Source organism: Porphyromonas bennonis DSM 23058 = JCM 16335, assembly GCF_000375645.1.
Classification (GTDB): domain Bacteria; phylum Bacteroidota; class Bacteroidia; order Bacteroidales; family Porphyromonadaceae; genus Porphyromonas_A; species Porphyromonas_A bennonis.
This window is the reverse complement of record NZ_AQWR01000029.1, coordinates 1-23,817: the sequence shown is the minus strand read 5'-3', so window position 1 is coordinate 23,817 and position 23,817 is coordinate 1. Positions and strand designations below refer to the sequence as shown.

The 23,817-nt window shown below is 56.5% G+C and carries 25 protein-coding genes and 1 tRNA gene; 11 read left to right on the top strand and 15 right to left on the bottom strand.

Annotated features, from left to right (window positions below):
• Window positions 1-194: 194 nt before the first annotated feature.
• Window positions 195-764 carry a hypothetical protein gene (locus B088_RS06025; RefSeq protein WP_018107521.1) on the top strand — a complete coding sequence of 190 codons (570 nt, stop codon included), beginning with the start codon at window positions 195-197 and terminating at the stop codon, window positions 762-764.
• A 165-nt stretch (window positions 765-929) separates the two neighbouring features.
• Here B088_RS06025 and B088_RS08355 read toward each other — a convergent pair whose 3' ends face one another.
• From B088_RS08355 to B088_RS05955, 15 genes are all read right to left on the bottom strand, one after another.
• Entirely contained in the window at window positions 930-1,346 is a 417-nt protein-coding gene (locus B088_RS08355; protein WP_018107520.1) for a hypothetical protein, read from the bottom strand.
• A gap of 136 nt (window positions 1,347-1,482) precedes the next feature.
• A complete protein-coding gene (locus tag B088_RS06020; RefSeq protein WP_018107519.1) occupies window positions 1,483-1,863 on the bottom strand; it encodes a DUF2752 domain-containing protein in 381 nt (126 codons plus the stop codon).
• Window position 1,864: 1 nt separating this feature from the next.
• Complete coding sequence (locus B088_RS08350) at window positions 1,865-2,323, bottom strand: CD225/dispanin family protein (protein WP_018107518.1); 459 nt, start codon at window positions 2,321-2,323, stop codon at window positions 1,865-1,867.
• An 84-nt stretch (window positions 2,324-2,407) separates the two neighbouring features.
• Window positions 2,408-3,775: an oxygen-independent coproporphyrinogen III oxidase gene (hemN, locus tag B088_RS06010; RefSeq protein ID WP_018107517.1), complete on the bottom strand. Its 1,368-nt coding sequence runs from the start codon at window positions 3,773-3,775 to the stop codon at window positions 2,408-2,410.
• A complete protein-coding gene (locus B088_RS06005; protein WP_018107516.1) occupies window positions 3,765-4,979 on the bottom strand; it encodes an MFS transporter in 1,215 nt (404 codons plus the stop codon). Before B088_RS06005 ends, hemN begins: the two co-directional genes overlap by 11 nt.
• Window positions 4,976-5,734, bottom strand: coding sequence for a C10 family peptidase (locus B088_RS06000; protein WP_018107515.1), 759 nt, complete (start codon window positions 5,732-5,734; stop codon window positions 4,976-4,978). Before B088_RS06000 ends, B088_RS06005 begins: the two co-directional genes overlap by 4 nt.
• Window positions 5,727-6,272 carry a shikimate kinase gene (locus tag B088_RS05995; RefSeq protein ID WP_018107514.1) on the bottom strand — a complete coding sequence of 182 codons (546 nt, stop codon included), beginning with the start codon at window positions 6,270-6,272 and terminating at the stop codon, window positions 5,727-5,729. Before B088_RS05995 ends, B088_RS06000 begins: the two co-directional genes overlap by 8 nt.
• Window positions 6,269-7,510, bottom strand: a complete 1,242-nt coding sequence (locus tag B088_RS05990; protein ID WP_018107513.1) for an MFS transporter — start codon at window positions 7,508-7,510, stop codon at window positions 6,269-6,271. The genes B088_RS05995 and B088_RS05990 overlap by 4 nt, the downstream gene beginning before the upstream one ends.
• Before the next feature lie 431 nt (window positions 7,511-7,941).
• On the bottom strand, window positions 7,942-8,964 hold the full coding sequence (locus tag B088_RS05985; protein ID WP_050560136.1) for a peptidoglycan DD-metalloendopeptidase family protein: 1,023 nt from the start codon (window positions 8,962-8,964) through the stop codon (window positions 7,942-7,944).
• A 340-nt stretch (window positions 8,965-9,304) separates the two neighbouring features.
• On the bottom strand, window positions 9,305-10,249 hold the full coding sequence (locus B088_RS05980; RefSeq protein ID WP_018107511.1) for a bile acid:sodium symporter family protein: 945 nt from the start codon (window positions 10,247-10,249) through the stop codon (window positions 9,305-9,307).
• 14 nt (window positions 10,250-10,263) lie between these two features.
• On the bottom strand, window positions 10,264-11,136 hold the full coding sequence (gene murI / locus B088_RS05975; RefSeq protein WP_018107510.1) for a glutamate racemase: 873 nt from the start codon (window positions 11,134-11,136) through the stop codon (window positions 10,264-10,266).
• Complete coding sequence (locus tag B088_RS05970) at window positions 11,133-11,504, bottom strand: YccF domain-containing protein (protein WP_018107509.1); 372 nt, start codon at window positions 11,502-11,504, stop codon at window positions 11,133-11,135. The genes murI and B088_RS05970 overlap by 4 nt, the downstream gene beginning before the upstream one ends.
• A complete protein-coding gene (trxB, locus tag B088_RS05965) occupies window positions 11,504-12,460 on the bottom strand; it encodes a thioredoxin-disulfide reductase (protein ID WP_018107508.1) in 957 nt (318 codons plus the stop codon). Before trxB ends, B088_RS05970 begins: the two co-directional genes overlap by 1 nt.
• A gap of 7 nt (window positions 12,461-12,467) precedes the next feature.
• Window positions 12,468-13,109, bottom strand: coding sequence for a LolA-like putative outer membrane lipoprotein chaperone (locus tag B088_RS05960; RefSeq protein WP_081605474.1), 642 nt, complete (start codon window positions 13,107-13,109; stop codon window positions 12,468-12,470).
• A gap of 15 nt (window positions 13,110-13,124) precedes the next feature.
• Complete coding sequence (locus B088_RS05955; protein ID WP_018107506.1) at window positions 13,125-15,635, bottom strand: FtsK/SpoIIIE family DNA translocase; 2,511 nt, start codon at window positions 15,633-15,635, stop codon at window positions 13,125-13,127.
• A gap of 352 nt (window positions 15,636-15,987) precedes the next feature.
• On the opposite strand from B088_RS05955, the gene B088_RS05950 reads away from it, so the two are divergent.
• The 10 genes from B088_RS05950 to B088_RS08740 form a co-directional block, all read left to right on the top strand.
• Window positions 15,988-17,307 carry a UDP-glucose dehydrogenase family protein gene (locus tag B088_RS05950; RefSeq protein ID WP_018107505.1) on the top strand — a complete coding sequence of 440 codons (1,320 nt, stop codon included), beginning with the start codon at window positions 15,988-15,990 and terminating at the stop codon, window positions 17,305-17,307.
• A 30-nt stretch (window positions 17,308-17,337) separates the two neighbouring features.
• On the top strand, window positions 17,338-18,516 hold the full coding sequence (gene pncB, locus B088_RS05945) for a nicotinate phosphoribosyltransferase (protein WP_018107504.1): 1,179 nt from the start codon (window positions 17,338-17,340) through the stop codon (window positions 18,514-18,516).
• Window positions 18,517-18,522: 6 nt separating this feature from the next.
• Entirely contained in the window at window positions 18,523-19,485 is a 963-nt protein-coding gene (locus tag B088_RS05940; RefSeq protein WP_018107503.1) for a polyprenyl synthetase family protein, read from the top strand.
• Window positions 19,485-20,291 carry a TatD family hydrolase gene (locus B088_RS05935; protein WP_018107502.1) on the top strand — a complete coding sequence of 269 codons (807 nt, stop codon included), beginning with the start codon at window positions 19,485-19,487 and terminating at the stop codon, window positions 20,289-20,291. Before B088_RS05940 ends, B088_RS05935 begins: the two co-directional genes overlap by 1 nt.
• A 178-nt stretch (window positions 20,292-20,469) precedes the next feature.
• Window positions 20,470-20,557: transfer RNA gene (locus B088_RS05930), tRNA-Ser, on the top strand.
• A gap of 133 nt (window positions 20,558-20,690) precedes the next feature.
• Window positions 20,691-21,518, top strand: a complete 828-nt coding sequence (locus B088_RS05925; protein ID WP_018107501.1) for a MotA/TolQ/ExbB proton channel family protein — start codon at window positions 20,691-20,693, stop codon at window positions 21,516-21,518.
• A gap of 6 nt (window positions 21,519-21,524) precedes the next feature.
• The gene (locus B088_RS05920; protein WP_025082127.1) at window positions 21,525-22,025 is read left to right on the top strand and encodes a hypothetical protein; all 501 of its coding nucleotides are present in this window, start codon (window positions 21,525-21,527) and stop codon (window positions 22,023-22,025) included.
• Window positions 22,026-22,049: 24 nt separating this feature from the next.
• The gene (locus B088_RS05915) at window positions 22,050-22,643 is read left to right on the top strand and encodes an ExbD/TolR family protein (protein WP_018107499.1); all 594 of its coding nucleotides are present in this window, start codon (window positions 22,050-22,052) and stop codon (window positions 22,641-22,643) included.
• A gap of 25 nt (window positions 22,644-22,668) precedes the next feature.
• Complete coding sequence (locus tag B088_RS05910; RefSeq protein WP_025082126.1) at window positions 22,669-23,145, top strand: ExbD/TolR family protein; 477 nt, start codon at window positions 22,669-22,671, stop codon at window positions 23,143-23,145.
• A 475-nt stretch (window positions 23,146-23,620) separates the two neighbouring features.
• Window positions 23,621-23,817, top strand: a 197-nt coding sequence (locus B088_RS08740; protein ID WP_211204668.1) for a hypothetical protein, incomplete at its 3' end; no start/stop codon positions are given.

The window sequence follows — 23,817 nt, the reverse complement described above, 5'->3', positions numbered from 1 at the left end:
CCTGCGGGATCGGCAGGCGGTAGCAGCATGGCTGGGATCAGTCGACAGGATTGCACAGCGACAGGGATTATCACTTCTTTGCCTTAAGGCTCAAATGCGTCACCCCTGTGGCGTTCTTCGACAGATAGAGTAGAAACAGATATTTTAGGTAATATTGCTTGCCATTATCATTCACACCTTAGAGTAATAAAGACATGAAGAGACTTGTGCTTCTACTGAGTTTTGTAGTAATCTGCTGCAATGCAATCGGACAGACGACACTTGAAAGTCGTGTTACTAATCTTGAGAAGACCGTTGCAGATCTCTCCGCTCAGCTTTCCACCCTCTCGTTACGACTTGATCAGCTTGATCAGCAAAACAATCGTCTACGGAAGGCTGTGGATTATGGTAACCCAATTGTGTCACAGGTTGGTGAAAGTGGGGTGGAGTATCGCCTCTTGTCCCTAACCGGTGATGTTGAGAGTGGAACTGTTACAGCTCAACTCCAGATAGTGACATCAGCGAAGAAAGCAAGTGTCTATATGGGGACAGCTAAACATACTATAATTGACCTATATGGAAATCGTTACGTTTGTTCCAAAGGTGAAGTTGGGGGAGAGTCTTTCCTTGATATCTATAAAGGCATAGTCGTCAAGGCATCAGTCACTTTTGACGATCTAAGTCCTGAGAAGTTGCAGGAAGCTCAGGTGTTAATATTAACACCTATAGTGGGCTTATCCACTGATGAGATCCAGTTCAAGAACATCAAGGTCGAATGGCATTGAGTGTCTTCAAATTCAATCGCTTATAATGTGTCCCCAGATGGGGTATGTAGATCATAAACAATGCGTTTCATTGATAAAGAGTTATAATCCAGCTTTCCCTTGATCCATAAAGAGAGCACCGTAGATGGTCGTCTGCGGTGCTCTCTTCGGCTTTTGGGAACGAGGTTATTTCTTCTCCTTTGTGAAGTTGACCTTAACCTTCTTGGTGAAGAGGTAGCCTGTGAGCGTCTCCTCTGAGGTCCTGGTGAGGTCAAAAGAGAGGACTCCAGGCTGTGCATCCCATGCCTTGTCGAGGCTGAGGGTCACCTTGGGGTGCTTGTAGATGTAGGTGCCATTACGAGATATGGCTCCCAGATTACCCGCCTTGCTCGTGAGGGTAAAGCGGTTGTTGCCATCAAAGGTGAGGATCCATGCCACGGGGTCGATGTCGGTCTTATTGTCCTTTACCTCTGCCACCCACGTGGTATTGGCGAGTGATGAAGCATTGTCCGGGATATTTTCGTCCTCCTCCTTGCACGAAGATGCGAAGAGAGTGAGACCGATGAGTGCCATCGTGGCGATAAGAATATTCTTTACTTTCATGATCTTGCTTATTTGGTGAAACATTATGTCCCACAAATGTCTGATATAATAGTCAGCAAGCCAAATTTTCGCCGTTAAATAGTCTTGTGGTCTGTCACTAAACCTTGTAGTGGAGCGATTTGTCCTCTCCTATGGGTCACGCCACGATGTTGCGACCTACCCAGAAGAGGACGATCATCACCAGTACCACAACGGACGCCCGGTAGCCGTAGAGCTGGTCGTAGAGCCGGGTACCTCTACCGTTATGGTGAGACAGAGGCTTCAGGATCAGCCCGGCGAGGAGGTAGGGTAGGGCGATGACGAGGAGAGTATTCATCTGCCAGGCGCCGGCGATGTCGAGATTGAGTAGACGATGGATCGCTCGCTGGGAGCCACATCCCGGGCAGAGGTACCCCGTCAAGAGACGAAAGGGACACCTCGGGAAGATCGGTACCACGGCGGGGTCGAGGTACTTGTAGGCTACGGCGATCCCTGCGAGGAGTATAACGATCAGGATCGGGCCTACCCGCCGGCGCATCTCAGGACTCGGTAATGGCGGTCAGGCTAATGCTGGACAGGGCACCCATCAGCGCCAGGATGGCGTAGATCCCCACTACGGCAATACCGCACCAGAAGCCGTAGGTGACCCACTGCTTCGCCTTGGCGGAAAATTCGTTAGCCGCCGTGATGTTTCCGCTCGAGAAGGCACTATTCGCCTGCACCGAATAGACGATCCCGAGGATCCCGAAGACCATGCAGCAGAAGAGTGTGACCAGGATCGACTCCACGAGATAGTCCTTGGGCTTGACGACGCCGGACGGCGACACGGATCCCTCGGGAAGGAGTACAACGGAGAGCTCAGGGAGGTTGATCGCCTGGACCCAGTCGGCAAGTCCCTCTCTCCACACATAGGTCTGTGGGGTCACTCTCCCCCTAAGTTGGTCGATGGTGTATGGTCCTTGCTGCTCACTTCCATTCAGTATGTAATACTCTGACATAAGGTTTTGTTGCGATGAGTTTGGTCAAGTCTGAGAGCAAAGTTAGGAATAATCGACACCACTGCCACTAAGGAAAGAGCCTGCTCACACCGGCTTGGAGAAGCGCTTGTCCGTCTGCTGCATCAAGGGGTCGAGTGAGGCGGCAACGTACCGCACGTAGGGCGAGCCGATAGGTAGCTCGATCCCTTCCGGGGTCAGATTTATCAGTCCGTCCGCTGCCATCTCGTGCAGCTTGTCCCGGTCGTATATCACTGCCTGCCTAGTCTCTTCTATGGTGGTACCGAGCCGCTCAGCCACTTCACTCCACCGGAGGCGGTAGTTGCACATCAGCGTCTCGATCACCTCACGGACGACCTGCTCCCGCGGGGAGAGCAGGTAGCCTCTCTCGGTGTAGAGCTGCCCGGCACTGAGGGTGTCGATGTACTCGGTGATGTCTCGACCATTCTGAGCGTAGGCGGTGCCGAGCTGGCTTATGCCGGTGACACCGAGAGCGTAGACCTGTGCAGTGGTCCTGAGGGTGCAGTACCCTTGGAAATTTCGTCTCAGTCGCCCCTCATCGAGCGCTATGCTGAGCTCGTCAGATGGGAGGACAAAGTGATCCATCCCGATGGATCTGTAGCCCTCGCCGTGGAGTATGTCGGCAGCACGGCGGTACATAGCCTGCTTCTCGCCCGGCTCCGGGAGACCTGCCCGCTCTAAGATCAGCTGCCGCTTGTGTACCCATGGCACGTGACCGTAGCTAAAGGTGACTATCCGCTCCGGATGGATCTCCGCCGCCATCCGGACTGATCGCGCAAAGCTCTCCGCCGTCTGGTGGGGCAGACCGAAGAGGAGATCCATATTGACCGTCGCCCCTGCGTCGTGCAGCATCGACACGATCTCACTGACGGGGAGGAGTGTGGGCTCACGGTGGACGATCCGGAGCACCTCCTCATCGAAGTCCTGCACCCCGAGACTGTAGCGGCTGAAGCGACAGTCGATCAGCTCTGACCATGCATGCTCATCGAGGTAGCCGGGATGGCACTCAATCGCGATCTCCGGTCGGTCGATCGTCTCCATGAGAGAGAGGAGGTGCTCATTAAGCTCGCGGAGGTAGTGGACAGGTATGGCAGTGGGACTGCCGCCGCCATAGTGGATCTGTGAGATCTTGCGTCCCGGTGTGAGGTGCGTGGCGATCAGGTCGATCTCTTTATGCAGCGCCTCCACGTAAGCCTTGATACGATCCGGGCGAGCCATCGGGTAGGAATTGCAGGCACAGAAGTGGCAGAGCTGGCGGCAGAAGGGGATGTGGATGTAGAATGAGACGTGGTTGTCTGATGCACTATTGGACGCCTCTACGGCAGCAAGGAAGTCTTTCGGCTCAATGCTGTGGAAGAAATTGGCAGGCGGATAGCTGGTGTACCGAGGGACAGGTTGATTGTACTTCTCGAGGAGGGTATCGCTATTTTTCATTCTTAAAGACAAGATGTATGTAGATAAGTGAGATGAGCGCCAGCAGGACGGCAAGGGCAAAGAGTCCACTGTAGCCGGTATGGTCTGCGACCACGCCACCGAGGATCGCCATCCCCATGCCACAGAGGTGGGTGATCACGATCTGCACCGTGAAGTCCGTCCCCTCGCGACCCGCACGCAGGGTCTCCATAGAGGAGACGTAGACAACGACCGTTGCGCTCCCGTAAGCCGCCCACAGCAGCATCACACCGATACTCACGAGGAGCGTACTGACCTCGACCTGCGTCAGTATGAGGAAGTAAAGTGTGGCAACTAAGATCAGTGTGGCGAAGTACTTCCGCGCCCGATAGATCCCGATGCGGCGGACGATGAAGCCCGAGGCGAGGGAGCTGACGAAGGCAGTACCGGTACCGAGCAGTCCGCTCAGGATGCCTATGGAGCCCATATCAAACCCCTGGTCTACAAGCCACGGACGCAGCATAGGCAGTATCGCCATCAGACCCGAGTAGAAGAGGAGGAGGAAGAGCACTTGGCGCCAGATCCCCTTACGGGAAAAGAAGAGGGCGAAGTCACCGATCCCGGCACGTCGCTTGGGATCTTTTTTCTCAAAAGAGATCTGTCGCTCCAGCCCTAAGGGTACCAGCGCCAGCAGCACAAAGAGTGCCAGGCAGAGCAGGACTACCTGCCAGCCGTAGCGGTGTAGGACGACCAAGAGCAGCCCGCTGCCGACCAGTGTGCCGGCAAAGCTTCCTGAGGACTGCATCGTATTGACGAGGCTCTTGTCGCGCCCTCCGTAGCTCAGCGCTGCGAGGGAGTCGGTGGCGATGTCCTGTGTCCCGGAGGCAATCAGCGCCAGGATGATCAGCCCGAGGATCAGGTAGATATCTGTGCTCACCTGCAGCAGCCCGATGGCGCAGAGCAGCCCGGCGTAGATCACCTCCGAGACGATGATACAGCGCTTGTAGTCCCGCACCGTCAGGCAGTGGCGGTCCACCAAGGGCGCCCAGAGGAACTTTAGGATCCACGGGAGCTTGACCAGCTGGAGAAGTCCGATGGAGGAGAGGGAGAACTGCTGCTCCCGCATCATTACCTGCAGCGCTGTGGAGAGGAAGCTGGAGGGGATGGACTGCGCCACGTAGAGACAGAAGAACGTCCCCAGGGTCAGTGCCTCAGCTCGGTATAGAGTTTTATCCTTCTGCCTCATAGGGTGATGACGCTGGGGAGGAGGTGGTATCGTCCTGAGGAGGTGCGGGGCAGCCTCTGCTCCCGGGGGCTGCGGAAGATCGGTCCTCGGGACACATCGTATCGCCCATAGCGGTAGTACCCATTAGCCCGACCGCCCCAGCCGTAGTTGCAGTGGAGATAGAGAGTGTCCCTTGTCCGAATGAGTCCGTCCACGAGCCAGGTGTGGAAGGTGAGGTCCTCCCGCCCGGCGGTGAGGATCACCGGTAGTCCACTTCGGAGGCTCTGCTCGATCGTCCCTCTCAACCCCCACCAGTGGAGCCTAGCCCGGCTGAAGCCCATACGCCTGAGGAGAAGGAGGATGCGCCAGGGCCAAGTGAGCCCAAAGTCGGTCGTGTAGATCGTCGAGAGTGCTTCGCCTATCTCAGAGAGAAATCGGCCTGCCATCTCCCGCTCTGCAGCGGTGGAGGTGATCCCGGGATCGAGGGCGGAGACCCGCTCAAGGGAGCGGTAGAGAGGGTTTCGGGAGTTGTGCTCTACCGCCAGCCGGGTGAGGAGCTGTGCCAGTGCCACCGGAGCGCAGCCGGCAGGGGAGCGCCCGATAGGTGATGAGGGTCGCAGTCCTCTCCGGATCGGGGTATGGAGGTCAAAGGGGGTACCTTGATGCCAGATCGTGCGGATCATCATCGGGGTGTACTCCGTCACTTCTTCGGGCGTGATCAGGGCGGCGCCGCTGAGGAGATCCGTCAGACTTTGTCTCTTTTCCTTCTCAGTCATGCTCTTCCAGATACCGTCGGATTGCACTTACGACCAGCTCCGCCGCCTCGAGCTCCTCCTCCGCGCTCCTCAGGTGACCAATCGGTACCACCACATGCGCTCGGGAGTAGTAGGGGTCTCTCTTCAGCGAGATCGCCTCGAGGTAGTCCCGTACCTCGCTAGGCGTCTTCTCTGCTACTGCCGGTCGGGTCGCTCGGACGCTGTAGAGTCGGTCGGCGAGGATATCAAGCGGTGAGCGGAGGTAGACCACCAGCCCGCGAGCCAGCATCCTGTCCATATTGTCCTCCCAGGTCGGCAGCCCCCCGCCGGTGGCGATGAGGGTGTCCTCGGCCTGTAGCAGCTCCAGCAACGCCACCCGCTCTCTCTTGCGAAACTTGTCGATCCCGCAGCAACCGATCATTGATGAAATGGTAGTGTGGTAGCGGCTCTCGACGAAGAGGTCTGTGTCGACAAATTTCAACCCAAGCCGCTCGGCAACGATCCGCCCGATGGTGCTCTTCCCCACGCCGGGGAGTCCTATGAGGAATAGTGGTCTCACTGCGCTGTCGCTCTTACCTTACGATACATAACCCAATAGAAAAAGAGTGCAAACCCCTCCGAGACGGCGGTGAGGATAATGATAACCATCGTCAGCCCCCTGTCGTAGAGCAGTCCGCTCAGAGCTGAGCCGGCGAGTAGCGCCAGCCCGTAGAAGGTATTGAAGAGCCCGAAGCCGAGTCCGCGCTTCTTGTACGGCGTCAGGTCGGCTATCGCCGAGCGCATCACAGTCTCATGAGCGCCGAGGATCACACCGAGGATCACCATACCGGAGATGACCACCGGGACGGAGGTGCTGAGGGTGAGGACCGGGAGCAGCAGGGTGAGGAGTGGCACGATGAGGAGCACCAGGATGCCGCCGGTCCTGGAGCCGGTCCGTTCCTTCAGTCGGTCGTAAGTTCGCCCGATCAGCAGCGCCACTAAGGCATCGACACCCATGGCGCCGGCGTAGAGCATCGTAATCATCGTGTCGGACATGACGGACCGGACCTTGAGGTGATAGCCGATGATGCCGAAATTGAGCAGACCAAAGGCGGTGAAGAAGGTGAAGGCGGAGTAGATCCAGAACATCCGGCTCAGCTTACCCGGCTCGCCGGCAGGGGTAACCCCACCGTGCTCTTGTTCCAGGCGCGTCACCCGCCGCCAGACGTAGACGAGGAAGAGCATCAGCACGACGAAGGGGATCGACAGGAGCTTGTACCCAAGCTGAAACTCCTCCACGCCGCTCTGACCTGCGTAGTAAAAGACTGCGGTGAAGATCAGCGGTCCGAGGAATGCCCCGAGCTGGTCGAGCGCCTCCTGCAGTCCGAAGGCGAAGCCCAGTCCCACCTGCCGCTCCGAGATGCCGGAGAGGAGCGTGTCCTTGGCCGGGCTGCGGAAGGCCTTCCCGATCCGCTCCGTCAGGATCAGGACGATGAGTACACCCCAGCTGGTGGTGCAGCCCATAAGCGGTATCACGAAGTGGACCCCATAGCCGAGGAAGAGGAAGAGCCAGTACTTGCCACTCTTGTCGAGGATGACACCGGAGAAGAGCCGGAGTGCGTAGCCGATGAACTCACCGAGCCCAAAGACCAGCCCCACCTGAGCCGCCGACACACCGAGGAGGCTGAGGTACTGACCATTGACACTACGCGCCGACTCGTGGACGATGTCTCCCAGCATGCTGATGATGCCGAAGAGGACGATCACCCCGAGTACCTGTCTCCGGACAGACTTGTCCTGCGTATGATCTGCTGTCATAATATTAGCCTTTTGCGCCACAAAGGTACGCAATCGAGTGGTGGTTTAGTACCCCGCTCTCATCCTCGTGACACAGGATCGGTCCACCGCTTCCGGTTTCTCCATTAAAGCCCCTTACTTTAAGGCTGTTATAAGAGTGTCAAGGTTATGGTTATGCAACGATCTGGCTATCAGTATGAAGAGAGCCGCCATTTCTATACCCGATATTAGTATTCACTATTACCGATATTAGTGTCGACTAATACCGGTAATAGTGAATACTAATATCGGGTATAGTCTGAGGGTGTCCCTGTGTAATCCGGATCTGCTTCCCCGGCTTGATTCGTTCTCCCTCGTCTCTTCTCATGCTTTCATCCAAACAAAAAAAGGACCCTTGGCCTGAGCCAAGAGTCCTTTTGTATCATATAAGCCCTCGTCTATCGGGGGTCTGCTTATGCGCCGACGCGTATCACCTCTCCCGGTCGGATCATGCTGCTCTTGCGGAGCTTCGGATTGAGTCTCCGGATCTGAGCCACTGAGGTGCCGGTCTTCTTGGCGATGTGAGACAGAGTATCGCCCTTGCGGACCCGGTAGGTCTTGAAGGAGTTGTCCCTCGTCTTCGTATTGCTTGCTCTGTACTGGTCGGCAGAGTTGCTCCGGGTGGAGCGACCCTTGGCATAGACGTACATCTCATTGCGAGGCGCACCGCTGGCGAAGTCGATCAGCTGCTGAGGATTGAGCGCAATGCCCATAAATCGTGTCTCATAGTGGAGGTGCGGACCGGTAGAGCGTCCGGTGCTGCCGCCGAGTCCGATCGCGTCACCGGCACGGACGACGGTATTCTCCTTCACGAGCTGCTTAGAGAGGTGACCGTAGAGGGTCTCCAGACCATTGGGGTGACGGATCACCACATACTTACCATAGCCTCGTCCATCGATGTCGACCAGTCGTACGCGACCGGAGAAGGTGGCGCGGACGGTGTCGCCGCGATTGAGGTCAATGTCCACGCCGTAGTGCATACGACGGAAGCGGCGACGATAGCCGTATCCGCTATTGATACGTCGGATGCCATCCAGTGGGTAGACAAATTCCTTGAGACTGATCTCGTAGCGAGAGGGGATGACAGCAGACGCCCCGTGGATGGGGTTTAGGGAGCTGTTCCAGGACTCCTCACCGTAGAGATCGACAGAGGGGTAGAGGAGATCCTCCTCGGTCAGTTCGTCCAGATTGAGAGACTCATTGATCGCCTTAGCGAAGCTTGTGACCAGCGTTGTGTCTCTGTAATTGAGGTTAGAAGCGAGTAGCTGAGCGGCTGCTCCGGTTTTCTTGTCCGCGTCCTTAGAGACGACCTCGGTGGACTTTCGGTTGTGGTGATTGGTCGTTTCGTTACTCTTCTGTGCATAGCCAAGGGCACAAGTGACGAGTAATGCTCCGACAGCCACCACTCTCCGAAGTAGTGAGTTGGGTGTACTCATTCTGTAATAAAAGAAGGTTGACATCCCCTCCTCAGACTCCCTCAAGCTTTGGCGTGCTCTCATCGTCCACAGCAGTATGGGACGCCAAGACCAAGTCAACTCCGGAGGACGAAACAGGAGAAGATATAAAACACAATTTCCGTAGGAGTTTCCCTCTTTTCTTGACTATGAAAGCTCATCACCACAGTGGCCCCGTACACTTACGATCGGCTCACACGGGCAACAGTCTCCCAAGAGAGAGAACTCTTACAGGGCGCAAGGTACGAATTATTTCCTGAGTTGGCACAGGTGATATCCCCTTTGCCCATATATTTAAGCACTTTTTAGCACCATTTTGACTTTAGGCGCTCTCTTTGTGTATGCTTCGCTGCTCGCGGACCTGTCGCCGGTCGTGGTGGATCACCTGGAGGGCGTTGAAGATGTTCTGGAATATGGAGTAGGCCGCTTGCGACACGGAGGCGATGGGATTGAGGTACGACTGGATCATCCATATGCTGATGGAGGAGTTTTTCTGCCCCAGAGCCTGACCGATGGTGACGCTCTCTCCGAGCACCCTTCTACTCATTGCCTTGCCGACAGAGTACTGGATGATACAGGTGACGAGGCCGATCAGCACCAGCACCACGATCATCGTCGCCACGCCCTGACGCTCCTGCGCTACGAAGTGGACGGTATTGGCGATGACGAGCGAGAGGAGGAAGATCCAAATATATAGGGAGGCGGAGGAGAGGGAGCGAACCTTGGCGTGCAGGGAGGGGAGCTTCCAGCGGGTACCGAAGGCGGTCAGTAGTGGGATCATCACGATCGGAAGCACGCCCACAAGTACATGCACCATCGACTCAAGAAGAGTCCCCTGGGGATGACCGAGCCAGCCGAGGATCAGCGGACCGGTGATGATGATGCTCAGACAATTGATCACCACATAGGAGGTGACGATGGCGATGGAGCCGCCGAGGAGCCCTACGATCACCGGTGCTGCCGCTGCCACGGGGCAGAGGAAGCACATCAGCACCGCCTGGGCGTAGATCTCCGCATACGGCACCGGGAGGTACCGCACCAGGAAGTACCCGCCGAGTGCCAGCACTATCTGTGTGACGATGAGGGTCAGGTGGATCGGTCTCGGGCGTATGTCCCGCGGTGCGATCCGGGAGAAGGTGAAGAAGAGCATCGTCATCAGCACGTAGGGGATCATCGGGCTGAGGACCGACAGAGGTCGGTAGGCGACGATGCCCAGGAGGATACTCCCGAAGAGTCCGTACTCCTTGAGGAACTTCTGGAGGGTCATCTAACCGCCTGCGCTCACCTGAGCTGGACCTGGTCGACCATATCCTCCGCTAGTCGTGCGTGGAGGAAGAGGCCTGCCATCTCCGCAAACTCGCCATCCTCCTCTGTCGTGAGGAAGTGCGAGATCCCATTCTTACTCAGTCGCCGCTCCATCTCCGGATGACGCTGCAGGTATTTCTGCGTAGACTCGGCTACGATCATACCCTGCTCCGCGATCACGATGTCGTCGCGGACAAACTCCCGTATGCGGGGGAGCAGGACCGGGTAGTGCGTGCAGGCAAGCTGGATGGTGTCGATCCGCGGATCCTTCCGCAGTAGCTCCTCAATATTGCGTCGTACGAAGTAATTGACCCCCTCATTGGCCTGATACTCGCCCCCCTCGATGAGAGAGACCCACATCTTGGGGGCCTGCTGTGTGAGTTGGATCTCGGGGTGGAGGCGATTCACCTCTAGGAGATAGGTGTTGCTCTTCACCGTCGCCGGTGTTGCGAGTATTCCCACATGCCCATTTCTGGTCAGTTCCCCGAGCCGCTCCACCGTGGGGCGGATGACGCCGAGGATACGACGAGATGGGTCGCTGCTCGTCGGGAGATCGACCTGCTGCAGTAGCCTCAGTGCATGAGCGGAGACCGTATTGCAGGCGATGATCACCATCGGGCAGCCGCAGGCAAAGAGATGCGACACCGCCTCGCGAGCGTACTCGTAGATCGTCGGGAGGGAGTGCTTCCCATAGGGTGCACGGGCGTTGTCGCCGAGGTAGAGGAAGTCGTACTCCGGCAGCAGCTTGCGTAGGTAGCGGAGGATCGTCAGCCCACCATAGCCTGAGTCGAAGACTCCGATCGGAGCCTCCATGTAGGGGAATGGGGTAGGTGTCCTGCCTATACTCATAGACCCACCTCTATCTCTCGACCGAAGGGATGAAGTGCAATCCCCGCAAACTTGAAGTGCTGCTTCCCGAAGGGGATCCCGATGATCGTGATGCAGAGGAGGATCCCGAAGAGGAAGTGCACGAGTGCGATCCAGATACCGCCGAGGATAAACCAGAGGATATTGAGGAACGTGCTCCCCAACCCTCCGCTTGACTCACTCACCTTGCTCCCAAAAGGGAAGACCATTACGGCAGCGATCTTGAAGAGCTGAAAGCCAAATGGGATCCCTACGATCGTCAGGCAGAGCACCAGCCCCGCCGTCATGTAGCCGATGGCGGTCTCCAGCCCGCCGAAGATCCACCAGATAATATTTCCCAGGATCTTCATCACTCGCCTTTCATCTTGAGGAACCTGTCAGCTGCGATAGCCGCACGGCAGCCAATTCCTGCTGCGGATACGGCCTGGCGATAGACTGAGTCAGCCACGTCACCGGCAGCATAGACGCCCTCGATCTCCGTCGCCGGGTCACCGCTGTCCTTAGTGAGGATAAACCCATGCTCATCGAGCTTCAGCTGGCCATTCAGGAAGTCGGTATTGGGCTTATGTCCGATAGCCTCGAAGAATCCGTCGATCGCAATCTCGGTGCGCTGCTCATCCGCTTCGCCCTTATTCACCACCAACTTTGCTCCCTGTACGGTAGGCTCCCCGAAGAGTCCCTCAGCCTGATGCTTCCAGAGCACTTCGATATTCTCCGTCTCCAGTACCCGGTCCTGCATCACCTGGCTGGCACGAAGCTCATCTCGGCGGACGATGAGGTAGACCTTCTTCGTCAGGCTGGAGAGATAGATCGCGTCGCCACAGGCTGTGTCTCCACCGCCGACGACGGCAACGGTCTTACCTCTGTAGAAGAATCCGTCGCAGGTGGCGCAGGCGCTCACGCCGGCACCCATATACTTCTTCTCCTCAGGTAGCCCGAGCATCTTGGCAGAGGCGCCGGTGGCGATGATCACAGACTTGGCGGTGATGGTGTACTCGCTATCTACGGTGGCAACGAAGGGGCGCTGGCTGAGGTCTATCTCGGAGACTAGTCCGGAGCGGATATCAGCCCCATAGCGCTCGGCCTGCTTACGCAGGTCATCCATCATCTCGAAGCCTCCCACGCCCTCGGGGTAACCAGGGAAGTTCTCTATCGACGTGGTCTCCGTCAGCTGTCCGCCCGGCTGCAGTCCCTCTACGACGATGGGGGAGCGATTGGCGCGCGCAGCATAGATGGCAGCGGTGTATCCCGCCGGACCGGAGCCGATGATCAGGATGTCTGTCTGAGTATTCTTGTCGGTATTCATAACGATCTTATCTTAAGTCTATGAGTGTTGCTCCCTTGACCTTCTCAGGAGTGTATCTAAAAAATGATCTATCCTTCAGTTCCTTAAACTGTCCCTCCTCAAAGCGTGTCACCTCTATCAAGACCGGCTCCATAAGCCCCTTCTCCTCCAGACGAAGGGAGATAGGGCGCCCGTCGGGTGCGATCAGCGCCTCGAGCTTGGCGAGGGATCCGTCGTATCGGTTTTTCCCCTTTGTGCGAGGCACCGCGGTGACGCGGATATTCTTGCCCTCCCTTTTCTTCGTGAGGGAGAAGGCATTCTTCCTCACGCCCTCGAGATTGAGCAGCGGATTGATCTCCATCAGGTCCTCCTTGTGCGGCGTGGAGAGATTGACCTCCCCGCTCTGCTTGACATAGACCCAGAGGTCCGTCCCGTCGTACCACGCCTTGACCTCCTCAGAGTCGTAGTAAAACCGTCGTCCCTCGGCGTAGTACTTGCAGTCTGTCGTCACGTCCTCGAGGGTCATTCTGAAGCCAACTTGCAGTCCCTCCTTTGCCTGAAGTCGCTCAATGGACTTGTCTAGTACGTCTGTCGTCTGTGCCCTTACGGTTGTGGCACAGAACGCAACGAAAAGGAGCCAAAAAAATATGTGGGTGGATGAAAAGGACATAATATATTGTGTGTCTTAGATCTCCGGATGAAGGATCCGCTCGAGCTGCTCCTGTGTCGTTACTAAGAGCTCGCGCGAGCCTCGCCCGTCGGGCTTACTGATGATGCCTGCCGCCTCCAGCTGGTTGCAGAGCCGGGCAGCGCGGTTGTATCCTATGGCAAAGAGCTGCTGGATCAGCGAGATAGAGACACGACCCTCAGCCACGATGCGCTCCGCTACTACGTCGAAGAGGTTGTCCCGCTCATTGGGGTCGATCGAGCCGTCCCCTCCTGCAGCACCGCCCTCACCCTCCTGGCTCACCTCCGGCAGCTCGTACGCCGTCGGGTAACCGCGCTGCTCGCCGATGAAGTCCACCACGCCATTCACCTCAGGTGTGTCGACAAAGGCGCACTGCACGCGGGTCAGCTTTGTGCCGGACTGATAGAGTGCGTCTCCCTTACCGACCAGCCTATTGGCCCCGCCGGAGTCGAGGATGATGCGGGAGTCCACCTGCGAGGTGACGCGGAAGGCGAGACGACCGGGGAAGTTTGCCTTGATCGCGCCGGTGATGATGCTCGCCGTCGGTCGCTGTGTCGCGATGATGGCGTGGATGCCGATGGCGCGTGCCTTCTGAGCCAGACGGGTGATCGGTAGCTCGATCTCCTTGCCCGCCGTCAGCAGCAGATCGCCGTACTCATCTATGATCAGGACAATGTAGGGCAGGAAGCGGTGACCATTCTCAGGATTAAGCTCCCGGTTCCTAAATCGTCTATTGTACTCCACGATATTGCGGCAGGAGGCGGCTGCCAGGAGTTCGTACCGATCGTCCATCTCCTGACAGAGGGAGGTGAGGGTGTCGGCGGCGCGCTTCGTGTCGGTGATGATCACCTGATCCTCGTCCGGGATCTTCGCCATGAAGAGCTTCTCCACCCGGGAGTACATGCTAAACTCGACCATCTTCGGGTCGATCATCACAAACTTCAGCTCCGAGGGATGCTTCTTGTAGAGCAGGGACATGATGATCGCATTGAGTCCCACCGACTTACCCTGTCCCGTGGCACCCGCCACGAGGAGGTGGGGTACCTTAGCGAGGTCAAAGAGCAGGACATCATTCGTGATCGTGCGGCCGAGCGCCACCGGGAGCTCCATCTTCGTCTCCCGATAGACTGAGGAGGCAAGCACACCCCGCATGCTGACGATCTGGGGTCGCTTATTGGGCACCTCCATGCCGATGGTTCCCTTGCCGGGGATCGGCGCAATGATACGGATACCGAGCGCAGAGAGACTCATCGATATATTGTCCTCCAGACTCCGGATGCGGGAGATATGGATCCCTGCTGCCGGGACGATCTCATAGAGCGTGATCGCCGGACCGACGGTGGCGGAGATCTTGTTGACCTCGATCCGGAAGCTCTTTAGTGTGTCGAGGATCAGCTGCTTATTCGCATTGATCTCCTCCATGTCGATCTCCCCGTCGTCGCTGCCGTAGTCCTTGAGTAGGTCGAGGGTAGGGTAGTGGTAGTCTGCGAGGTCGCGCGTCGGGTCATACTCGCCCTGCTCACGGACCAGCTGCTGAGCGGTCGTCAGAGAGGAGCTCCCAGGGAGCTCGTCAGTCTGTCGGGCGTCGATCACCTCGATCTCATCGGAGGACGTTGTGGGAGCCACCGGTTCCGGCCTGCTGACGCTCACCCTCCCCGTGGTTCCTGCGGTCGTCACGATCGGCTCCGGCACCTCTTCGATCTTCTCCTCATCCGTCTCCTCTTGGGCCCCGGTCACTTCGTCGCCGGCGTCCTCAGGTATGGTGTTCTCATTATTATCTATCACGTCCTCCGCACTCTCCTGCTCGTCCGCGAGGGCGTTTGCCTCCTTCCGTTTCTTAGAGAAGGAGGCGTAGCGCTGCATGAGGGAGCTAAAGGTGATCACCAGCAGCAGGATCAGGAGGAAGCTCATCAGCAGGAGTGCCCCCACAATACCTATATGCATCGTCAGGAAGGTCGCTGCCTCGCGTCCGAAGACTCCTCCGGGGAGGAAAAACCAACCGTCGGTCCACTCGGCCGGCATCAGTCCCAGGGTGATCGAAGTCCAGAGTGCCGCACAGATGCAGAGACTGATCTGACGGAACCATGAGACCCGCATCACCAGCGTGATCCAGACGCCCATCATCACGACGAGATAGAGGAGGAAGACCAGCCCGAGGCCGATCCACTCGTTGACCAGCGTATTCATCAGCGTAAACCCGGTGATGCCGCCATGGCCCTGGATCCGCTGTGCCGCCTCCTCGGCGGTGATCTCCTGCCCCAGCAGCAGGCTCTGATTCTCTGCACCTGTGACGAAGTAGGAGAAGAAATTGTAGACCAGGAAGAGTCCTATGAAGAAGAGCGTCACCCCGGCGATGAAGCGCCACAGATCGCCAGGTACTCCCCTCTGCGGAAGTATCTGACGGAAGAAGTCACCCTTCTCCCTACTACGTTTGCTGCTGCGCTTCGCCGATCGATCCCCTCGCTTATCGTCTGAGGTGGAGGCTTTGTTTAAGGTAAAATTCTTCACTGATAGAGCTGAGGTGTTACGCTCCCCGCACCTGCAAAAGTAACGAAAACGAAGAGACCTAACTAATCCTCTGGGTACACCTCCCCGGGGTCTCCTCCGAAGCCACCTTATGTGCTGCCGACTCCACCGCCATCCATGTTGCTCAAATCTATTACCGGTATTAGTCAAATCTATTACCGGTATTAGATTCGTGGATTACTTCTGCCGGATTGTCAGCTTACTACGGGGACTCTCCTTTTTCGCCCCTAAGTGCATATGCCAGAGCGTACAGGGCTCGGAAGAGGATTATTTGCGTACATTTGTGGGAGATGAGGGGGCGGGTCACTTATATAATATGGTGTAGAATACTACTATGGAGATAGCAATCATAGGTACCGGCTACGTCGGTCTGGTGACGGGGACCTGCTTCGCAGAGATGGGGGTCCATGTCCACTGCGTCGATACGGATGCCACTAAGATAGAGCGGCTCAGGGACGGGGAGATCCCGATCTATGAGCCGGGACTGGACGAGATGGTTCGTCGCAATACGGGGGAGGGGCGTCTCTCCTTCCACACCGATCTTGCGGAGTGCATCGATGACGTGGAGATCGTCTTCATCGCCGTCGGTACGCCACCCACGGAGAGCGGTGACGCGGACTTGAAGTATGTCCGTGCTGTCGCTCAGCAGCTGGGACAGCTGATCCGTAAGGATATGCTTGTGGTGACGAAGAGCACCGTACCGGTCGGGACCAGTCCCAAGGTGATGGCCGAGATCCGGAAGGGACTGGAGTCGCGCGGATTGACCGACCTGAGGGTCGAGGTGGCGAATAACCCCGAGTTCCTCAAGGAAGGCAATGCGATCAAGGACTTTATGAGTCCGGATCGGGTCGTGATCGGGCTGGAGAGCGACTGGGCGAAGGAGCTGCTGACGAGACTTTATCGCCCCTTCTTGATCCGAAATTTCAGGGTCCTCTTCATGGACATACCGAGCTCGGAGCTGACGAAGTATGCGAGCAACGCGATGCTGGCTACGAGGATCAGCTTTATGAATCAGCTTGCTAACCTCGCCGATAAGCTGGGTGCCGATGTGGATATGATCCGTCAGGGGATGGGTGCGGACCACCGGATCGGCTCCGCCTTCCTCTACGCGGGCAGCGGCTACGGAGGCTCCTGCTTCCCTAAGGATGTGCAGGCGCTCGCCAAGACCGGTGAGGAGGAGGGAGTCCCGATGACCATCGTCGAGGAGGTGCATCGGGTCAATGAAGCTCAGAAGAGAGTCCCCTACGAGAAGCTTACCCGCCTGATCGGCAGCGACCTGAGTGGTAAGCGGATCGCCGTCTGGGGACTGGCCTTCAAGCCCGAGACGGACGACATGCGGGAGGCGACCTCTATCGTGGTGATTCGTCAGCTGATTGAGGCGGGGGCGGAGGTGGTCGCCTGCGACCCTATTGCGATCGAGACAGCTAAGCGAGTGCTTCCGGACGGGGTGCAGTACACGAGAGATCTGTACCGGTCAGTCGAGGGGGCGGATGCCTTGCTGCTCCTGACAGAGTGGAAGATCTTCCGGCTCCCCAATTGGCCCCGGATCAAGGAGCTGATGAGGGGAGACGTGGTGATTGATGGCCGCAATATCTACGACGCCTCTGAGATTAAGCGACTGGGACTGCGATACGATGGTATCGGCAGAAGGTAAATTCATCTCTTATATACTATAATGAGTGGAATGATCATTCGGAGCATCCTGGACACGGACCTCTATAAGTTTACGACGGGGTATGCGTATATGAAGCTTTTCCCCAGAGCGTGGGGAAGGTTTGAGTTCATCGACCGCAACAGCCTGGTCTACCCGCAAGGCTTTGCAGAGAGTCTCCGAGAGGAGGTTGTGCGGATGAGTGAGCTGCGGCTGACTCGTGAGGAGGCGAACTTCCTCCGACAGGAGTGCCCCTACCTGCCACCCCTTTACATAGACTACCTCAAGGGCTACACCTACGACCCGGAGGAGGTGACGATCGAGCAGGATCGGGAGGGGCATCTCCATATATCGGCCGAGGGGCTGCTCTACCGCATCACGCTCTGGGAGACGCCGATTCTGGCGATGGTGTCGGAGCTCTACTACCGGGAGACCGGTCAGCAGCCCGATCTGGAGCTGACGCGCTCAAAGGCGCTTGAGAAGGCTCGGGCCATGCAGGAGCACGGGCTACAGGTGAGTCTCTTCGGTATGCGGCGACGCTTCAGCAGCGAGGTGGAGGATCTGGTGACACGGATCCTCTGCGAGCATGGGGGGAAGTACTTCTTCGGCACCAGCAACGTCTACTATGCGATGAAGCATGGCATCCGCGTCACCGGGACGCATCCGCACGAGTGGGTGCAGTTTCACGCGGCAATCTACGGCTACAAGATGGCCAATTATATGGCTATGGAGGACTGGATCGATGTCTATGACGGAGACCTCGGCACGGTGCTCACCGACACCTTCACGACTGACGTTTTTCTCCAAAACTTCTCGAAGAAACATGCGGCCCTCTTCACCTCCCTCCGTCAGGACAGCGGCGACCCACAGACCTTTACGGATAAAGTACTGGCGAGGTATCGGGAGTTGCGGATAGATCCGAAGACGAAGTATCTCGTCTTCTCCGACGCCCTCGACGTGGATAAGGCGGCGGCGATCAAGGAGTACTGCGACGGGAAGATCAGGGCCACCTTCGGGATCGGGACCAACCTGACCAACGATGTCGGTCACGGGATCAAGCCGATGAATATCGTGATGAAGCTCTTTGCCTGCAAGCTCGACGAGAGGATGCCGTGGCAGGACACCGTCAAGCTCTCCGACTCGGTCGGGAAGCACACCGGCGAGCCGGAGGAGATCGATCTGGCTATGCGAGTATTACGTATCGAGGAATAAGAGAAAATGAATATTGATAAGGAGATTGACCAGCTGGTCGACATTATAGGCGAGGAGGTAGAGCAGCTCGCTGCTCGAGAGCCGCACGGACTCTATGAGCCGATCCGATACATCCTATCACAGGGAGGGAAGCGCCTCCGGCCGCTTCTCGCACTGCTGACGTACCGCGCTTTCTGCCCCGAGGGCGCTGTGGAGGAGGTGGCACCGGTGATGAAGGCTGTGGAGACTTTCCACAACTTCACCCTCATCCACGACGACATCATGGACGATGCGCCGATGCGCCGCGGTGAGCCCACGGTCTATAAGAAGTGGGGCGCCAATGTCGGGATCCTCTCCGGTGATGCGATGCTGGTGGAGGCGTACCGCTGCCTGGAGTCGATCCGCCCGGAGTATTTGGGTCAGATCTTCTCGCTCTTCAATACGATGGCCGATGCGATCTGTCGCGGGCAGCAGTATGATCTCGAGTTTGAGACCACGCCGCTCTCCTCGCTGACGATAGGGAGCTACCTCCGGATGATCAGCCTCAAGACGTCGGCGCTCTTCCGCGGGAGTATGGTGATGGGGGCGGCCGTTGCCGGCGCTTCGGTCGAGGATCGGGAGCACATCGCGCGGGCAGCGGAGCTGATGGGTCTCGCCTTCCAGATTATGGACGACTACCTCGATGTCTTCGGCGAGGCGAAGTTTGGTAAGCGCAAGGGGGGAGACATTATAGATAGGAAAAAGACTTGGCTTCTTCTCCGTCTCTACGAGTGCGACCCGAAACGAGCGGAGGAGGCGCTTGCTATCGAGAGCGAGGCAGACCGGATTGCGTCTGTGACCAATCTCTACGAGCAGTGGAATATCCACGCAGAGGCACTTAAGGAGGTCGACCGGTACACCGAGGCGGCTCTCGAGGAGCTGCGTGCACTCTCGGTCGACACCTCCGCACTCGAGCATATCATATCTACATTGACCGGAAGAGCCGTCTGATGTATCCCCTTGTCGACACGCACGCTCACCTCTACTCGGAGGAGTTTGACGACGATCGCCCGGAGGTGATCCGTCGTTGTCGGGAGGCGGGGGTCTCTACGGTTCTGCTTCCCAATACCTCACGCGAGTACATCGGTCGTCTGAGGGAGACAGTGTCCATGGCGCCGGATCTCTTTGTCCCCATGATCGGTCTCGAGCCCACCGATGTGGAGGAGGACTGGGAGGAGCAGCTGGAGGCGCTCGAGAGGGAGCTCCGGACAAGCCCGGGGTACTACCGGGGTATCGGAGAGATCGGACTGGACTACTACTGGAGCATGGAGTGGAAGGAGCAGATGATCGAGGCCTTTCGCCGTCAGGTGGAGTGGGCAAGGGAGCTAGGTCTTCCGATGAGCATGCATACGCGTGCCGCCGTGCCGGAGACGGTGAAGCTCCTGAGGGAGTGGGGTGTCGGGGGATTGCGAGGCGTCTTCCACTCTTTCTCCGAGTCGGAGGAGGATCTGGAGGCGATCCTCAGCCTCGGGGTGCAATTTATGGTGGGGATCAATGGCATTGTCACCTTCAAGAACTCCCGACTCCGTGAGGTGATCAAGGGTCGCCTGCCGCTTACTCGCCTCGTCGTGGAGACTGACAGCCCTTATCTCTCGCCGGAGCCACGGAGAGGACGACGAAATGAATCGTCTCACATCGTCCATACTGTGAGGTGCTTAGCCGACATATATGAGGTCAGTGAGGCAGATATGCGACATCAGCTTTTTGTCAATTCTCGTAAAATGTTTAATTTAGCAGCTGTAACCGCCGATCCATAGGGCGAGTCAGGCGGCAGGACAAACTTTTTTCGTCAAAAGCGCCAACTTTTTTGGCGTGGTTGGAGGAATTAAGGTAGATTTGTACGATCGTTGAGTGATCGAGCGGCTCTGACAGTGGTCTGGAGCGTGCAGTCCGAGAGGGATAAATCACTGGATGGGAGGAGATCACATATGATTTGGAGAGATGCTCGAGTGGTTGAAGAGGCACGCCTGGAAAGCGTGTAAACGTCAAAAGCGTTTCGAGGGTTCGAATCCCTCTCTCTCCGCAAAAGGGGGTATCCTTGCTGCAGAACCAGGCAGAGGAGACTAACCGAAAGTACCTCGTCAGGGCTGAATGAAAGCGAAACCACCTAAAGATATTGTTTTACCAAAAATCACTAATCTTAAAAAGAACTTACAATGAAAAGATTTCTAGTAAGCATCGCCTTGGCCGGTCTTATGACGGTGGGGTTTGCCGGTGCATCTTTTGCACAGGACGAGGCTACAACAGAGCCTGAGGCTACCGAGCAGGCAGCTCCCGCTGTTACTGAGGCTGAGACTCCCGCTACTGAGGTACCTGTAGCTGCCGAGAGTGAGGGTTTCCACCAGGCACTTAAGACTAAGTTTATCGAGGGTGGTCCCGGCTTCATGGCCATCATCTCTCTCGTTATGATCCTCGGTCTGGCATTCTGCCTCGAGCGTATCATCTACCTGAACCTTGCCGATACCAATAGCAAGAAGCTCCTCGATGAGATTCGTGCTGCCCTCGATCGTGGTGACGTCAATGGCGCCCTCGCTATCGCTCGTGACACCCGTGGTCCTATCGCATCTATCGCTTACCAGTCCCTCCTCCGCATCGATCAGGGTCCTGAGGCCGTAGAGCGTGCCATCACCGCATATGGTGGTGTACAGGCCAGCCTCCTCGAGAAGAACATGTCCTGGATTACCCTCTTCATCGCCCTCGCACCGTCACTCGGATTCTTCGGAACCGTGATTGGTCTTGTACAGGCCTTCGATACGATCGAGCAGGTCGGTGATATCAGCCCGACGGTCGTTGCCGGTGGTATGAAGGTCGCCCTGATCACCACCATCTACGGTCTTATCGTAGCGATGATCCTCCAGGTGCTTTACAACTACATCCTCTCTCGCTATGAGAGCATCCTGAGTGATATGGAGGACGCTTCCATCACTCTCGTGGATTATATGATCGATTTCACCAGCAAGCGCGGAGTACAGCATCGTATCTAAACAATCATGGCAGTAAAGAAAATTCGTAAAATATCGAGCACTGTCCTGATCGTTCTGGCACTCTTAGGTGTTGTGGCCTTCTGTATGACCGTCTTCGGCGGTTACGTTGACCCCAATGCTGAGTACCCCGAGCCCGTATTCACCAATGTACTCCTCTACACGGTGTACGGTATGGTCGCTACTGCTTTCTTGGCAATGATCATCTTCGGAATCGTCGGATTTGCTCAGTCCTTTAAGACCAATCGCAAGGCTGCTCTCAGCGGTCTCGGTGCGCTCCTGGGACTGATAGTGCTCATGGTCATTGCCTACTTCGTAGGTAGTGACGCACCACTTCGCGTGGGTGTGGATGCTCAGCAATTCAACACCCCGTCCTGGCTGAAGCTGGCTGATATGTGCATGTTTACTATCTATGCACTCATTGTGATTAACGTCCTCGCACTGATCGTGACCTCGTTCATGTCTGCGGGACCTAAGCAGCACGCATCAGCATCTGAGAGGAAGGCTTAAGTAACATCGTAAAAGAACAATACTATGGCAGGAAAAACAAAGAAGGTGCCCAGTATCAATGGGTCCTCGACTGCGGATATTTCTTTTATCATGCTACTTTTCTTCCTTCTGACCACCTCCATGGGCTCAGATAAGGGTATCGCTCGTCAGCTGCCCCCTGCACCCACCGAGGATCAGCAGGACGTCATGATCGACGTCAATAGGCGTAACATGCTGCGCGTACTGGTGAATAGTAATGGTCAGATCCTTGCCAATGGCGAGGTGATGACGATTGATCAGCTCAAGCAGAAGGTGAAGGACTTCGTGCTCAATCCCACGAACGACCCGACCCTCCCCGAGCTGACCCCGGAGGAATTCCCCTATATCGGACAGCAGATGGTGACGAAGAATCACGTCATCTCTCTGACCAATAACGTGGATACCAAGTACTCCGACTATATCGCAGTGCAAAACATCCTCACTAAGGCTTACAACGAGCTGCGTGAAGAGATGGCGCAGAAGCAATGGAACAAGTCCTTTGAGGATCTTCCCAAGGAGTACCAGGAGGTACTCGTGGATCGATTCCCGCAGAAGATCTCTGAGGCTGAACCACGTGAGTACGGCTCGCAGAAGAAATAATCTTGAGCAGAACTAAAGAAGTAGTATGAGTAGATTTACCAAAAAGGGTGAGAAAGAAGTTCCAGAGCTGAACACCATGTCGCTCCCGGACTTGATCTTCTCTCTGCTGTTCTTCTTCATGATCGTCACCACCGCACGTGAGGTGACTCTGAAGGTGCAGCTACGTCTCCCCAAGGCTACCGAACTTACCAAGCTCGAGAGAAAGTCTCTTGCCACCTTCCTCTACATGGGTGTTCCGCTGAAGCAGTACCAGGCCAAGTATGGTACGGAGGCTGCTATTCAGCTCAATGATAAGTTTGCATCGCCTAATGATATCTTTGACTTCATCGCACAGGAGAAGAACTCCATGTCTGAGGCTGATGCCCAGTACATGACGACGATCCTGAAGATCGATGGAGACACAAAGATGGGTATCGTAACAGAAGTCAAGCAAAAGTTGCGTGAAGCTAACGCACTTAAGATATTCTACTCCAGTGTGCCTGATACTGAGGTAGCTCAGTAAGGGTCTATGGAGCCGCCGGAGCCTGTCTCCAGTCAGATAATCACACCTACAGCAGGGATCTCTCTTCGTCGAGAGGTCTCTGCTTTTTTTTGTGCCTTGTTTTCCCAGATGTGAGGGTGTACTGGAGGTGTTGAGTCAGACGCAGATCTAATACCGATATTAGTGATCACTAATACCGGTATTAGTCGTCACTAATATCGGTATTAGATTTCTCTATTATCGGTAATGGTTTTACGTCGTGATCTGAGCGGGTTATTCGGATTGCTATCTGTCTGTTTCAGTGGAGGCCTTGGGCAGGGCTCCTTAGCGTCATGGCACAGGGGTGACGCATTTGAGTGACACTGTAGCCATTCATCTAATTGTGAAGAGTGGGGAACTAAGCACCCCTTGTGGTTGCCCGTTTTTTAGCCACGTGGTCGAGGGGCGTAGCCCCGATGACCCGTGGACCAGGCAACGCAAGTAATCCCGCGACACCATGGCGGGGTCGTATATCTTTACCGGGTTCCTCTTTCCCGCGGTCTTCGACACTTCGTGCCTCGACACGCGGCTAAACAGCGATGATCCCTCCGGGGCTTCGCCCCTGCGGGATCGGCAGGCGGTAGCAGTAGGGCTGGGATCAGTCGACAGGATTGCACAGCGACAGGGATTATCACTTCTTTACTTTAAGGCTCA